11 protein-coding genes are annotated in these 13,190 nt (G+C 38.2%); 5 read left to right on the top strand and 6 right to left on the bottom strand.

Features of this window, described 5'->3' with window-relative positions; all coding sequences use genetic code 11:
• Positions 1–81 precede the first annotated feature (81 nt).
• The 3 genes from AAOP42_RS20535 (at position 82) to AAOP42_RS20525 (ending at position 3,629) form a co-directional block, all read left to right on the top strand.
• On the top strand, positions 82–1,206 hold the full coding sequence (locus AAOP42_RS20535) for a transporter (RefSeq protein ID WP_349530464.1): 1,125 nt from the start codon (positions 82–84) through the stop codon (positions 1,204–1,206).
• Between the two features lie 49 nt (positions 1,207–1,255).
• The gene (locus tag AAOP42_RS20530) at positions 1,256–2,746 is read left to right on the top strand and encodes a cytochrome C (RefSeq protein ID WP_349530463.1); all 1,491 of its coding nucleotides are present in this window, start codon (positions 1,256–1,258) and stop codon (positions 2,744–2,746) included.
• Positions 2,747–3,176: 430 nt separating this feature from the next.
• On the top strand, positions 3,177–3,629 hold the full coding sequence (locus AAOP42_RS20525) for a cold-shock protein (RefSeq protein WP_349530462.1): 453 nt from the start codon (positions 3,177–3,179) through the stop codon (positions 3,627–3,629).
• Positions 3,630–3,710: 81 nt separating this feature from the next.
• Here the strand turns inward: AAOP42_RS20525 and AAOP42_RS20520 are convergent, their stop codons facing one another.
• The gene (locus AAOP42_RS20520; protein WP_349530461.1) at positions 3,711–5,732 is read right to left on the bottom strand and encodes a TonB-dependent receptor; all 2,022 of its coding nucleotides are present in this window, start codon (positions 5,730–5,732) and stop codon (positions 3,711–3,713) included.
• A 115-nt stretch (positions 5,733–5,847) separates the two neighbouring features.
• Positions 5,848–7,185, bottom strand: coding sequence for a saccharopine dehydrogenase family protein (locus AAOP42_RS20515; RefSeq protein WP_349530460.1), 1,338 nt, complete (start codon positions 7,183–7,185; stop codon positions 5,848–5,850).
• 174 nt (positions 7,186–7,359) lie between these two features.
• Here AAOP42_RS20515 and cdd point away from each other — a divergent pair, with 174 nt between their 5' ends.
• Positions 7,360–7,845 (top strand): cytidine deaminase, encoded by a 486-nt coding sequence (gene cdd, locus AAOP42_RS20510; protein ID WP_349530459.1) that lies wholly within the window; start codon positions 7,360–7,362, stop codon positions 7,843–7,845.
• Positions 7,846–7,855: 10 nt separating this feature from the next.
• On the opposite strand, the gene rocD is transcribed toward cdd, so the two are convergent.
• The 3 genes from rocD to AAOP42_RS20495 form a co-directional block, all read right to left on the bottom strand.
• Positions 7,856–9,097 carry an ornithine--oxo-acid transaminase gene (rocD, locus tag AAOP42_RS20505; RefSeq protein ID WP_349530458.1) on the bottom strand — a complete coding sequence of 414 codons (1,242 nt, stop codon included), beginning with the start codon at positions 9,095–9,097 and terminating at the stop codon, positions 7,856–7,858.
• Positions 9,098–9,193: 96 nt separating this feature from the next.
• Positions 9,194–9,988 carry a VOC family protein gene (locus AAOP42_RS20500; RefSeq protein ID WP_349530457.1) on the bottom strand — a complete coding sequence of 265 codons (795 nt, stop codon included), beginning with the start codon at positions 9,986–9,988 and terminating at the stop codon, positions 9,194–9,196.
• Between the two features lie 17 nt (positions 9,989–10,005).
• Positions 10,006–10,767, bottom strand: a complete 762-nt coding sequence (locus AAOP42_RS20495) for an MBL fold metallo-hydrolase (protein WP_349530456.1) — start codon at positions 10,765–10,767, stop codon at positions 10,006–10,008.
• A gap of 101 nt (positions 10,768–10,868) precedes the next feature.
• On the opposite strand from AAOP42_RS20495, the gene AAOP42_RS20490 reads away from it, so the two are divergent.
• Positions 10,869–12,035: a tetratricopeptide repeat protein gene (locus AAOP42_RS20490; RefSeq protein WP_349530455.1), complete on the top strand. Its 1,167-nt coding sequence runs from the start codon at positions 10,869–10,871 to the stop codon at positions 12,033–12,035.
• A 1-nt stretch (position 12,036) separates the two neighbouring features.
• Here AAOP42_RS20490 and AAOP42_RS20485 read toward each other — a convergent pair whose 3' ends face one another.
• Entirely contained in the window at positions 12,037–13,101 is a 1,065-nt protein-coding gene (locus tag AAOP42_RS20485; protein ID WP_349530454.1) for a glycosyltransferase, read from the bottom strand.
• Positions 13,102–13,190 lie beyond the last annotated feature (89 nt).

Below are 13,190 nucleotides of genomic sequence, written 5' to 3'. Positions count from 1 at the left end.
AGTTAATGGATTCATCCTTTATTTTCTTTTTGTGTAAGATAAAAAGCTACTATTGAAAGCTGATCATCAACCAAATAAACTATGAGATACTTTACAACTCTAATTATTTCATTACTTGTCATTCTGGGATACGAAAGTGTGCTTGCACAAGGATGTGTAGCCATAAGAGGCATGTCTTCCTGCTCCGGTAACATGGCAGGTGGTTTTACCTTATCGAAAGGAGAATTTTTATCAGGTGCCGGAATCAGATACTTTAAGTCATTTCGCCACTTTAGAGGAAGTGAGGAAGAAGCCAACAGGCTTGAAGATGGAACAGAAGTAATCAATCGTTCTTATTTTCTGGATTTATCCCTGAACTATGGAATAACAGATAGGCTATATGGTAATATTATCATTCCATTCGTTCATCACGATCGTTCTTCCATGTATGAACATGGAGGCAATCCACCCAATGGCCTGGGAGAAAGACATCAAACTTCCTCAAAAGGATTGTCAGATATTCGATTTGGTTTAGGGTATTGGTTGGTTGATCCTCAGAAAGAAAAGAAATTCAATTATGCAGTTGCTTTGGGATTAAAACTGCCTACTGGTAACTACGACTATAAAGATACTTTTTACAATCAGGGAGAAAATAGAGACGAATCCAGAACAGCCGTGGTTGATCAATCTATCCAGCCCGGAGATGGGGGCGTGGGCATTACTGTAGATATTCAGGGGTATCATTCTTTGTCACATAATTTTATTATAAGTACCAACCTATACTATTTATCCAACTTTCAAAAAACGAATGGGATTGCCACCCGTAATGGCCGTAGTGAATTTTCCTGCCCTGACCAATATGCTGCACGAATAGGTGCTTATTACAATACTAAAATTCATGGCGTAAGTGTATATTTAGGAGGTAGAATAGAAGGAGTTTCTTCGGATGATTTGATAGGAAGTAGTGAAGGATATCGAAGACCCGGCTATGCCACCTCAATTGAGCCAGGAATAGGCTACAATATGAACAATTACTCTTTCAATTTAAGCGTACCAATAGCAATAAAAAGGAATCGAACACAAAGCTACGAAGACAAACAAAGAACTATTGAAACAGGAGTCTATACACATGGCGATGCTGCTTTTGCAGATTACCTTTTGAATTTCACCTTTGCTTACCGATTTGGAGGAAGTCATAAAATGCCTACAGAGATCAACCTGAATTAACTTATCTTTGATTACCAAACATAACCCGATCACATAAAACCAAGAATTTATGAATAAAAACAGACTATTACTGAGTTTAAGCCTCTTAATCTTTGTCGGAGCAGTAGGATTTCAAGTTGTTGACAACAATTTGCACATGCTCCAAAGCCCGGGGGCAGAAGTACCCAACTATATAGAGCCTGATTATGGACTAGGTGGCAACCATATTGATAGCTTAAAAGCATATCCGGATTTAAAAAAAGGTGAAAGAACTCCCTTTAATTTATGGGAATATGCCGGAAAAGGTAAAAGCTCATTTGGAAGCCCTCAGCTTCCCATGTCATGGGATGAGTGGGTAGAGTTTCATAAGAAACAAAAGCCTGAACTGATGGCAGACGTGAGAGAGTATATGGCTACAAGGTATGATTTCAATGAAAAAACCATCGAAGGTCAATTCATGTCAGGAGGGCGAAAGCCTATCATGGCAGGGCCAGTAGCTAAGCTCCCTAAGAAAGTAAAAACATTTGAAACACTATCTACTCTAAAGCCAGAAGAGATCAGGGAAAAAGATTTATTTCCTTACAAGCCACTGGCGCATCCATTACAAACAATTGCACACATGGTTTTTCCCGATAGTTGGAATAAAGCACATCCGGAACACATCCGTATGGATGTAGATCATGATTTCCCTGATGAGTATCTTCCGGAATTTCCACCACCAATGTTTTTAACTACACACAAAGAATTGGGAGATGTAACCAAAGGAAAGGAAGTTACACTAAGTAATTACTATGAAATATTTAATGGGCTACTGACAGCAGAGCAAATGGAAGGCCTTAAAGAATTGTTGAAACCCACTCCTACTACATGGTTTAACCACACTCCTCACAGAGTGACTATACAGCCTAGTACCGGGGTTTCATGCTTTTCATGCCATGTAAATGGGCACACTAATGGCGCAATAGAATTGGCTCCCGATTCACGTCCAAACCTGGCCAGACTTAGGATGGAAACTCCTACCATGCGAGGCAACTTTAACCTGATGCAACTTTCCAGCAAAAGATCGATCAGGAGTATGGATCACTTTGCCGAGGTGGAAGAATACTTTGATGGAGACCCTGGTATGCAACAGTCTATCGGTCCGAGATCACAAAAACGTGAGGTTACCAACCGTATGGGCGACATGAATTCGATTCTCGATTTTCCACCTGCACCCAAATTAAGCCCACTGGGAAAACTATATGCCGATAAAGCAACAGAACAAGAATTGCTTGGAGAAAAAATCTTCTTTGGCAAGGGTCAATGTTCATCTTGCCACTACGGGCCTGCTTTTGTAGATGACTATATGCATGACTTACAAGTGGAGAGGTTTTACAAAGGAAGACCAGAAGGCCCAATCAAAACGTTCCCTTTAAGAGGAATAAAAGATTCTCCTCCATATCTGCATGATGGCAGATGCCCAACGCTTGCAGATGCTGTAGAATTCTTCAACATAGTTTTGGAACTAAAACTGGCAAAAGAAGAAAAAAATGCTCTTGTAGCTTATATGCTCTGCCTCTAAATGATGTGATTTGTGGTTGATTGAATCATTTCTTATAGAGAAAATACTTTTCTTAAATTCTCTATTTTAAGAGATGGAAGGTGCTTTGGAGGATAAAACCGCTCAAATTATAAAATATCTCTTTTAAAACTTAAATGACTGGATATTAATTTTTAAATTGCGTCATATCTTAAAATTTGATTGAGCTTTCTAAGAATACCGCATAATGCAATATGCATTTGAGAGTTGGTAGCATCTCAGTTTGTTTAGACACTTGAATCGATGTAGTCCGTTCGGAATTCAAAACTACAAAGACCAATATCAGCAGGTTCGATTTATTTACTACTCAGGGCTTTTTATAAGGCTAAGTCTTTTTAATTTATAACTGTTTATCCAAACAGAGCGCATTATTAACACTAAAAATATTTATCAGTAAAGCAAAAAACATTTTATGGGGAGATCGCAAGAAACATTCAATAAAAAAGAGGTAAGAAACAAAAAAGAAAAAAAGAGAAAGGACAAAGAGGCAAAAAGGCTAGCAAAAAAAGACACTGAAAAAACAGGAGATCTGGATGATATGATCGCCTATGTCGATGAAAATGGAATGATCAGTTCAACTCCTCCTGATCCAACCAAGAAAAAGGCTGTTAAGCTGGAAAGTATCGAAATCAACATCCCCAGGCGAGATGACACAGAAGCTAACGATCCGGTTCGAAAAGGAACTGTTACATTCTTCAACGATTCTAAAGGTTACGGATTTATTAAGGACAAAGAAACTCAGGAGAGTGTATTTGTACATGCAAATAATCTGCTTGAGGATATCAAGGAAAACAACCTTGTAACCTTTGAAGTAGAAATGGGACAAAAAGGACCGACTGCTACTAAAGTCCAGCTCTTAAAATAAACACCAAAACTCATATTCAACTCTGATCAGGAAAGCAATTGACTTTGCCAGAGTTGGGTAAATGAGGTTTAGAAGTGCTGGCTAAAACCGATACGCCACTTTAATCCCGGAAAAGAAATTGACGGGCAATCCGGGGTAATAATATCGTTTGTTGAAATTAGGATTGATCTGGAGCATCGAAGCATATTTTTCATCTAAAAGGTTGTTGATCCCCCCATAGACATTCACACTGAGCTTATCAAACTCTTGTTGAAACCCAATTTTTAAGTTTACCAAATTGTAACCGTCCGAAAACACCGAGTTGTCATCTAGAATAGGCATCTCTCCAACACTCTGCCAGTTGACTCTTGCATAAACACCAATATTCGATTCGATGTTTATATAATAGTTAGTCGTATAACTTGGTACACCTGTCAACTTATTGCCTGAAAAATCTCCCTTGTCATCATCTGTAAACTCATCAAACCTGTAGCGCATTAAGGTATAGCTAAAACTCTGATCAATAGTAATAGTATTCGTTTTGAGCAGTTGGTGGTTGATCAACATCTCGACACCATTGTGTGTACTTTTTCCGGCGTTATAACCTGAATAATCCAACTCCGAGTTTCGCCTGGCAACCAACAAATCATTGATCCGCATGGTGTAATAAACCAATTCCGCATACACTTTGCCACCTGGTGCTGAACCTTTTATCCCCAATTCATAATTGAGCCCTTTTTCAGGCCGGATGTCTTCATTGATATTCCCTCCAGGATTGAGTGTTTCGTCAAATGTTGGCAATGAAAAACCATGAGATACCAGCCCGTAAGCAGATACTTTTTCACTCAGGTGACGGGTTACACTGATTTTAGGAGAAAAAATAGGAGAAAAAGTGTGATCCCCGGACAAGTCGTTATTTCCAACAACATATTCGTCCGTATTTTTGTAGTAAGAGAAATTCAAATTTCCGCCGACAGACAAAACCCAGTTTTTGGAAGGTAAATACTCAGTTGCCAGAAAAACATTACCATAGCTCCGATCCTGATTAAGATCAGAAGTCATATCCCCATTTTGGCTGTTGTTATTCTCATAACTTTTGATTCTGAACCCCTCCACAAATATTTCTGTCCCCATCACCACAGCCAATTTATCCTGAGGTAAAAAGTTCCTTCTAATTTTTCCCCGTAAACCCAAATTAGAAGTAGTGATGTCTTCATTTCCAAAAGGCGTAACTTCTCTTGATTTTCCAATATTAGTGAAAACAGCCAGAGTGCTTTCCGTAAATTCATTGTACATCGTTTTCAACGACAACCCCAACCTTACTCTATTGTTGTCTTCAAATCCTTTGGCATTTGCCCACTGCGTAGCAGCACTTTTCGGGCTATTCAAATAAGTGTCTTCATCCAAAGCACTTGGAATAAATGATTTGAGGTGTGTATAATTGAAATAGCCGGAAAGATACGATTTAGCTCCTATTTTGGTTCGGGCAATGGCCGAAAGAGATTGCCTGCCATACTCATTGTTTTGCCTATACCCATCACTACTCACATCCTGAAAAAAAAGGTTTATTCCTCTATTTTCATTCCCTGTTTGTGCTGAGATATTAACTTTTTTCAATCCAAAAGAGCCTACAGAAAAATCAAAATAGCCGGAATTAGTCCTTGCCATTTTTTTTGTAACCATGTGTATAGCACCTCCCAGGCCTGCACCATACATGGTTGAAGCAGGCCCTCTATACACCTCTATTCCACCAAGGGTTGAGAAATCGATATCCTCCAAAGTGGTTTCTCCCTCACCTGTTGAAAGCGGAATATCATCCAGGTATGCTTTGATTTTGTTGGTAGCAAAAGGTGACCGGGAACCTATTCCCCGAATGGTGATCCGGTTGGTATTTAAAGCTCCGGATTGCATGTAAACGCCTGGCACGGAATTTAACACAGGCTGCAAATAAAGTCCATTGGCCTGATTCAATATTTTAGGCTTTATCTCAGATACCGATCCTGCAAAATCCTTTTTCTTGTTTTCAAAAATATCCGTGGTAATGACCACCTCACTCAGAGTGATGCCGCTGGATACATTTGTTGAATCTGACTTGGTTTGTGCCTGGAGGAATAATGGTATCATAACCAACAAGCTAAAGATTATCTGTCTCAATATTTTTTGATTTTTATCACAACATTAGAAATGATGGTTCAAATATAGCATCGCTTTAACAATAAATCTTGAAGCTCAAATTTTATCAGGCAGAGACTTCCATTTCATGTTCCACAAAAGTAATTCCGTAGGCTTCCAATTCGGATAATACAGGTTCATATATCTCCTTTTCGGTAGGAATTTTTACACCATTGATTTTTAATTTTCCATTCAATATCAACTTAGCAGTTACTGCCAGTGGCAAACCTACTGTTTTCGACATAGCGGTATTGGTGGCATCAGTACCTTTAATTACCATGTGCGACTGAATTTCCTTCTCCTCATTTTCCTGAACAAATTTAAATTTATGCCACATCACAATCATGTCTTGTTCATTTGATTGTATTGTCCATTTCTTTTTTAAAATTTGTTCCAAAACTTGGGCAGGAGTCCCTTTTTCCAAACCCACTGGCTCGTCACTAAACATTCCTAACCATTTGAGTTTGTACATAATCTCCGAATCCAATTCGAGGTTCATGTAGTGAGCCAACTTAAGCTCAACGGAATCATAAGGATTATACGACAAAAATGAATTGATAAACTGACGATGGGTCATGGCAGCCACATCTTCCATTTCATAACTGTCATCAGTGGCACCAAGTTGAACAAACACATCCCATGCTTTGCAAAAGCCGGGACGTCTCAAGGTACCTCTGTATAGCGTCTTTATTCCCTGTAGTTTATAAGCTTCCAAATATTTCAAAGAGTCACGATTGGCATATCCCTCAAAATATCCGTATTCAGGTATATAAATTATTTCCGTTCTTTTAAAGAGTTTTTGATATGGGATGTATTTGTATGCTCCTTCCTGAATAAATTTCACATTGCCTTGACCAGCCATCACTACATTCCGGGGATTCCAGGTAAATTTATACTCCCATGGGTTGTCATTGTTTGATGGGGCTAAAAGTCCCCCGGTAAATGTCTCGAAAGAATTGAGCGTACTTCCCTCACCTCTGATCCTATCCAATATTTGCATGGCCGACATGTGGTCTATTCCCGGATCAAGCCCCATTTCCATAATCAAACAAGCATTGTTTTTCTCAAATGATTCAGAAAGTGCTTTTATTTCCGGAGTTACGTAAGATGCCGTGAGCATATTGATACCATTTGCTGCACAAACCTTAGCAACATCTAAATGCAGCATCGCAGGAAGCATTGAAATCACCAGATTGTTTTCTTTGATAATTTCTGTGGATTCGATGGATTTGATATTGAATTTGATGCCATTGGCATTCTTGCATGAACCAGCCTTTTCGACAGCTAAAGCTTCATCAATATCCCCAATGGTGACATACCAGCCATAAACCTCAGCATGCTCCAACATAAATTGGATCAATGTAGATGCCGACCTTCCGGCTCCAAGAATCAGGACTTTTTGCATAGCGTATAGTTGACTTTTTTGATCTGTAAATAGTTGATTCAAATCCTAAGAATATAAAGCAATTTATGAGATTATTACTGTCCATTCAAAACATTTTCACTAAATATTGAGTAATATCGTACCCTTGGTTTTGGTTAAAGTGAAGAATTAAACTTCGGGTTTACTTTTTGAGATATGGGAAGAAAAATTAAGTACGAGTTTGAGGCTGAAATTTTCAATATTGATGAACTGAATGAAATAGAAACGATATTGGTATGTAAGGCAAAAGAAGCTTTAAACAATGCTTACGCTCCGTATTCTGATTTTTTTGTAGGTGCTGCCGTACTGTTGGAAGACGGCAGTATTGTTCTTGGAAGCAATCAGGAAAATGCCGCTTACCCATCGGGACTCTGCGCTGAACGGGTAGCACTTTTTCATATTGGTGCCAATTATCCAGGCAAAGTAATATTGAAGATAGCAGTAGCTGCAAAACCTAAAAATGCCATAGAGTATGTACAAGCAGGGCCATGTGGCAGTTGTCGGCAGGTTATCTTTGAATACAGAAACAACCAGAAACAACCAATAAACCTGTTGCTAGTTCAGCCAGATAATGAAGTAATAAAAACGGAAGTAAATGATCTCCTGCCTTTTGCTTTTGGGAAAAATTCTCTTCTAAAATAGCTTGTCCCGCTTACACCTTTTGTTCAAATTGTTTAACTGACTTTTCAATAATATCGCAACATTCATGAAGCTGATCGACAGTCATCACGAGTGGTGGTGCAAACCTGATGATATTACCATGAGTTGGTTTGGCTAGTAGTCCGTTTTCTTTCAAAAGCATACAAATATCCCACGCTGTAGTACTCTCAGGAGAATCATTAATTACAACTGCATTGAGCAAACCTTTTCCCCTCACACTGGCTATAAGGTTGGAACTTTTTACAAGTGCATTCATCCTTTCTCTAAAAATGATTCCAAGCTTCTCGGCATTAGCAGCCAGATTTTCATCTTTCACTACTTCTAGGGCAGCCATAGCAACTTTGGCTGCCAATGGATTCCCTCCAAAAGTAGAACCATGCTGTCCGGGACGAATAACGTTCATCACAGGATCATTTGCCAAAACTGCCGATACTGGATAAACTCCTCCGGATATGGCTTTGCCTAAAATAAGGACATCAGGTTTTACATTCTCATGATCACAAGCCAGTAATTTTCCCGTTCTGGCGATACCTGTTTGAACTTCGTCTGCCACAAAGAGTACATTAGCTTCTTTACAAGCTTGATACGCCTCTCGCAAATAGCCATCATAAGGAACATAAACACCGGCTTCTCCCTGTATTGGTTCCATCAACATTCCTGCTATATTTTCCTGCATCAAAGTTGCTTTCAAAGCTGCTATATCATTGTATGGGATTTTGATAAAACCTTCAGTATATGGACCAAAATTTTTGCGGGCATCCTGATCATTAGAAAATGAAATGATCGTAGTGGTTCTACCATGAAAATTGTTTTCACAAACAATAATTTTAGCTTCATTCTCAGGAATACTTTTTACTTCATAAGCCCACTTTCTGGTAAGTTTAATAGCCGTTTCTACTGCTTCAGCTCCAGTATTCATAGGAAGCACCTTATCAAAACCAAAGTATTCTGTTATGTACTTTTCGTACTCTCCCAGTACATCATTATAAAACGCACGCGACGTAAGAGTCAAAATTTCAGCCTGCTGTTTGAGAGCTCCTACGATTTTAGGATGGCAATGCCCCTGGTTAACTGCTGAGTATGCAGAAAGAAAATCAAAATACTTTTTTCCTTCCACGTCCCAGACATATACTCCTTCGCCTTTCGAAAGCACTACTGGAAGTGGATGGTAATTGTGCGCACCATATTTATTTTCCAGGTTAATGGCTTCTTGTGTTGCTATCTTATGTTTCATTTGGGGTAATGTTTCTTGTTTGATTCGTATAATATCTCAAAATTACACAACGTAAGGCACTCGTATTCTTTGGTCAAAAAAAGTAGATTGACTGTTTCAATACTTTAATTTATTACCATCATTATCTGTAATATCGACCAGCTCTTTATTATTGCTAAGAATAATTTCACTAAATCCGGTTAATTCTATTTGGTTACTGAGTAATTCTGTTATTTCCATCGTACGCCCTGACAACTCCTGAAGCTCAATAGTCATGTCATCCTTTCTCAAAATACTAATGGTGGTATTTGAATCTTTTGAATAATTTTTGAGTATTTCCTGAAACCCTAAATTGGTTTGGTACCACCTCACTCCTGTTTCCAGGTCGGAAGTAGTAATAGAAACAAGGTTCGCTTTGAAGTAATTAATATTTGGAATCTGGTCCTTGCTCGCCTGAAACAGTTTCACCCTGTTACCATCAGGATCTGCAAGTACCACTGTTTTGGTTTTATAGTCCAGGTCAAAACCCAATTCTTTAACCCTTCTTATTTCACGTCCTTCATACTGATACATCAAACTATCGAGATCGTTGCAAAGAAAGCCGAGCTCATAATACCCATTGATTCGCTCTTTATTTGGAGGCATTTCTATCTGACTTGGCGTAACCGTCTGTTTCGCTGTAACTATATGAAGTGTAAAATCTCCATTTTCTAGGATAACAAATTCCCTATGTTTAGATTTTGTTACTTTAAAATTCAAATGTCTGGCATACCATTTAGCAGATTGAAAAACATCTCGTGCCATCATCCTGACTTCTGATAAATGAAGCTTTTTTTCGGGATTAGTATTTTGAGAAAAACCTTCAACAGTAAAAAGTAGAATAAGAGAAAAGAGAAAACAAAAAAAATTCATTCAGTTATAATAATATTTTATTTGCCATACCATTTTCTTAACCTCACATCAATGGAATTGTTTTGTGAAGTCACTAATTCTTTAAATTTATCTACATCACTAAAACCTCCCTGTCCTCTAAAATGATAAGGATAAACAATTGAAGGCTTAAATTCGACGACTGCACTTGCAGCAGCATCTACATCCATAGTATAAGGCAAATTCATGCAAACAAAAGCAACATCGATATTTTGCAGTGCCCTCATTTCCTGAATATCTTCAGTATCTCCTGAAACATAAATCGTTTTTCCTCCTATGGTCAGGACATAGCCATTTCCACGTCCTTTTGGATGTCGGGAGTCCTCCGTTTCCGGTAAATTGTACATCGGTATGGCTTCAATATTAATTCCATTGATGTCTATCTTTTCAGAGTTACCCAGAATCTTTACGTTAGTAAAACTTCTTGGAAGCTGATCTGCTACAGCCTTTGGTGCTATGATTTTTACACTACCCGCACTTAGATTATTAAGTGTTGATAAGTTAAAATGATCACCATGAATGTCTGTTATTAAAATAGCAGTTGGTTTTTCTACTTTATCGAACAATCCCATATCACCGGAAGGGTCAAAATAAATCACTTCATTTTTCCATTTTAGTGCCAACGTAGCATGATTAATTGGAATGATTGTAACTTCACCATCATTGGCAGGTATTTTGTCTTGTTGTGCCTGAACCTCTGGAACTACCACAGACAGCATAAGAAATGCCATTAATGCAATTGCTTTTATTAGATTCTTCATAGTTGTCTTTTTCATTTATCTTAAAGTTATATAGAATTCGAAATCATTAAATAAATTAGAACGTATAATTACAAACTTGACCGGGTTTACCCATCAATTTATTGAAAAAACATTTTATTACATATCTCATTTGCCTTTGTAGCCTGGAGCTAACTGCTGCTAAAAACGACAGTATCCCAATGCTTTTGATGGACATGAATATCCAGATCGAATCAACTGAAGGCATCAACAACATGTATAATTTTGATTTCACCAGAGCTGATAGCCAGTTTAGATGGTTAAAGAAAAAATATGGCTGGCATCCTCTTCCTTATTTCATGCTCGGCCTCAGTCAGTGGTGGCGAATGGTTCCGGATGTCACCAACACAGGATTTGATGAGACTTTTTTCGCTTATATGGATAGCTCACTGGTGGCTTCTCAAAATATTTTTGACAAAGGGAGTACTGTGGAAGGGGGATTTTTCCTCTCAGCTACTTATGCGTTTATAGGTCGGGTGCACGCAGAAAGAAGTAACTGGACTAAGGCAGCTACAGCCGGAAAAAACGCACTCAAGTATTTGGATTACTGTCGAGGCAAAGGAGAATACGGTGCTGAAATATTATTTGGTGACGCCCTTTACAATTATTACTCGGTATGGATACCTGAAAACTATCCGCTCCTAAAACCCATAATGCTTTTCTTTAAAAATGGGGACAAAGAACTTGGAATCAAGCAATTGAAAGAAGTGGCTAACAATGCATTTTTTACTCGTACTGAGGCGCAGTATTTTCTAATGAGGATTTTAGCCAATGAAGAAAATAATCCAATGGAGGCATTGCCTGTTTCACAATATTTAGCTCAAACTTTCCCCAACAACCCTTATTTTCATCGTTTTTACACCAGAGTACTGTACGCAACTGGTAGAAATCAGGAAGCCGAAAGAGAAGCTTTGTCTATATTGAATAAGCTGGATAGTGGATATGTAGGCTATGAAAGTAACAATGGAAGATATGCCTCTTTTTTCCTGGGTGAGATTTATAGAAAAAGAGGTTTAAGAGGTGAATCAAAAAAATACTACACCAAAGCGGTTGAGTTCGGCCTGGATGCGAATGCCGAAAAAATGGGATACCATCTATATTCATTGCTCAATTTGGGAAAAATCGCTTTTCAGGAGGGAGACGAAAAATTAGCCGAAGAGTATTTTAAAAATGTGAAAAAACTGGCTAAAGGCAAACATCCATCACATAAACTGGCTGTCCGGTATTTGAAGGAAATGAAAAAAATGTAGATTATCCTTTTACTATTTTTAGAAAATTTTCTGAATTGGATTTCACGGAATATTGCGCTATCACTTTTTTTCTCCCTTCTGCTCCCATTTTTCTTCTCCATTCAGGATTTTCAATTAGCTCCGTTAAACGCACTACCCAGTCCGCTTCTGATTTACAGTGGTATCCATTCACTCCATCGTCCACAATCGTTGAATTGACACCTACAGGAGACACCAAAGCAGGGATCTCCAACGCCATATACTGCAATGCCTTAAATCCACATTTACCTTCAGACCATTGATCGTCTTCAAGCGGCATTATTCCAATATCAATGTGGTTAAGTTGGTCTATCTCTGATTCCTTCATCCATTTTACAAATTCCAGATTTGGAATTTCAAAATCAGGAGTTTTATTGGAGACATACAAAAACTTAAAGCTTTGGGTTTTAGATACTTCATTCAGCGCACTGATTATTGATGCCAGATACTTACCTGTAGAATGCGTTCCCGTCCAGCCGATAACGGGGATTTTGTTGTTTATACCTACGGGAACATGCAGGTGTTCCGTATCAATAGTTGTAGGATTCACCACAACATTGGAAGAAAATTGACCGGCATATTGCGCCAAATAAGGATTCCCAACCGAAATGGTTTTACTCCATTTACAAATACTTTCAGTTTTTGAATGCCATTTTAATACGGAGACAATAACATTTTCTTTACTGGTATTGGGCAGCCATATGGCATCATCAAAATCGAATATGATTTCCTTTTTAAACAATTTGGCAATAATCCATTCAAAAATTGGCGGGCCGATTGGTGTTACCTCCCTATGGATGAAAACCTCATCATATTTTGATAAAGAGAACAACAGAATTGTTCTCCTCATAAAACCCTTTGCTATTCCCAGTACTTTCTTCAATGTATTGCCATTCAAATACAAAATCTGCCAGGTTTTCTCATCCAGAAAAGATTGGAAAGAATATTCAATTGTATGTTTTTTCAGCAATAAGAAATATTGCTCAAATCTAAACCTTTGAGAAGGGGCTTGCCCTGGAGGATATGGTGCCAGAAATAAGATTTTCATGTCATAAATACCGAATGGCAAACATATACCAGTCTGTAGTATTTAAAATCAATGTTATGAAAAAATGGGTAAATACAGAATGGTTCTTA

Source organism: Reichenbachiella sp. MALMAid0571 (assembly GCF_040151475.1).
Lineage (GTDB): Bacteria > Bacteroidota > Bacteroidia > Cytophagales > Cyclobacteriaceae > CAXBNB01.
The sequence above is the reverse complement of the archived record's forward strand: the minus strand, read 5'-3'. Positions and strand labels throughout refer to the sequence as shown.

What these genes read in the sequence shown, in the direction of transcription:
- AAOP42_RS20535 (WP_349530464.1), top strand. Translation starts at nt 82, where the DNA reads ATGAGATACTTTACAACTCTAATTATTTCATTACTTGTCATTCTGGGA.
- AAOP42_RS20530 (WP_349530463.1), top strand. Translation starts at nt 1,256, where the DNA reads ATGAATAAAAACAGACTATTACTGAGTTTAAGCCTCTTAATCTTTGTC.
- AAOP42_RS20525 (WP_349530462.1), top strand. Translation starts at nt 3,177, where the DNA reads ATGGGGAGATCGCAAGAAACATTCAATAAAAAAGAGGTAAGAAACAAA.
- AAOP42_RS20520 (WP_349530461.1), bottom strand. Translation starts at nt 5,732, where the DNA reads ATGATACCATTATTCCTCCAGGCACAAACCAAGTCAGATTCAACAAAT.
- AAOP42_RS20515 (WP_349530460.1), bottom strand. Translation starts at nt 7,185, where the DNA reads ATGCAAAAAGTCCTGATTCTTGGAGCCGGAAGGTCGGCATCTACATTG.
- cdd (WP_349530459.1), top strand. Translation starts at nt 7,360, where the DNA reads ATGGGAAGAAAAATTAAGTACGAGTTTGAGGCTGAAATTTTCAATATT.
- rocD (WP_349530458.1), bottom strand. Translation starts at nt 9,097, where the DNA reads ATGAAACATAAGATAGCAACACAAGAAGCCATTAACCTGGAAAATAAA.
- AAOP42_RS20500 (WP_349530457.1), bottom strand. Translation starts at nt 9,988, where the DNA reads ATGAATTTTTTTTGTTTTCTCTTTTCTCTTATTCTACTTTTTACTGTT.
- AAOP42_RS20495 (WP_349530456.1), bottom strand. Translation starts at nt 10,767, where the DNA reads ATGAAGAATCTAATAAAAGCAATTGCATTAATGGCATTTCTTATGCTG.
- AAOP42_RS20485 (WP_349530454.1), bottom strand. Translation starts at nt 13,101, where the DNA reads ATGAAAATCTTATTTCTGGCACCATATCCTCCAGGGCAAGCCCCTTCT.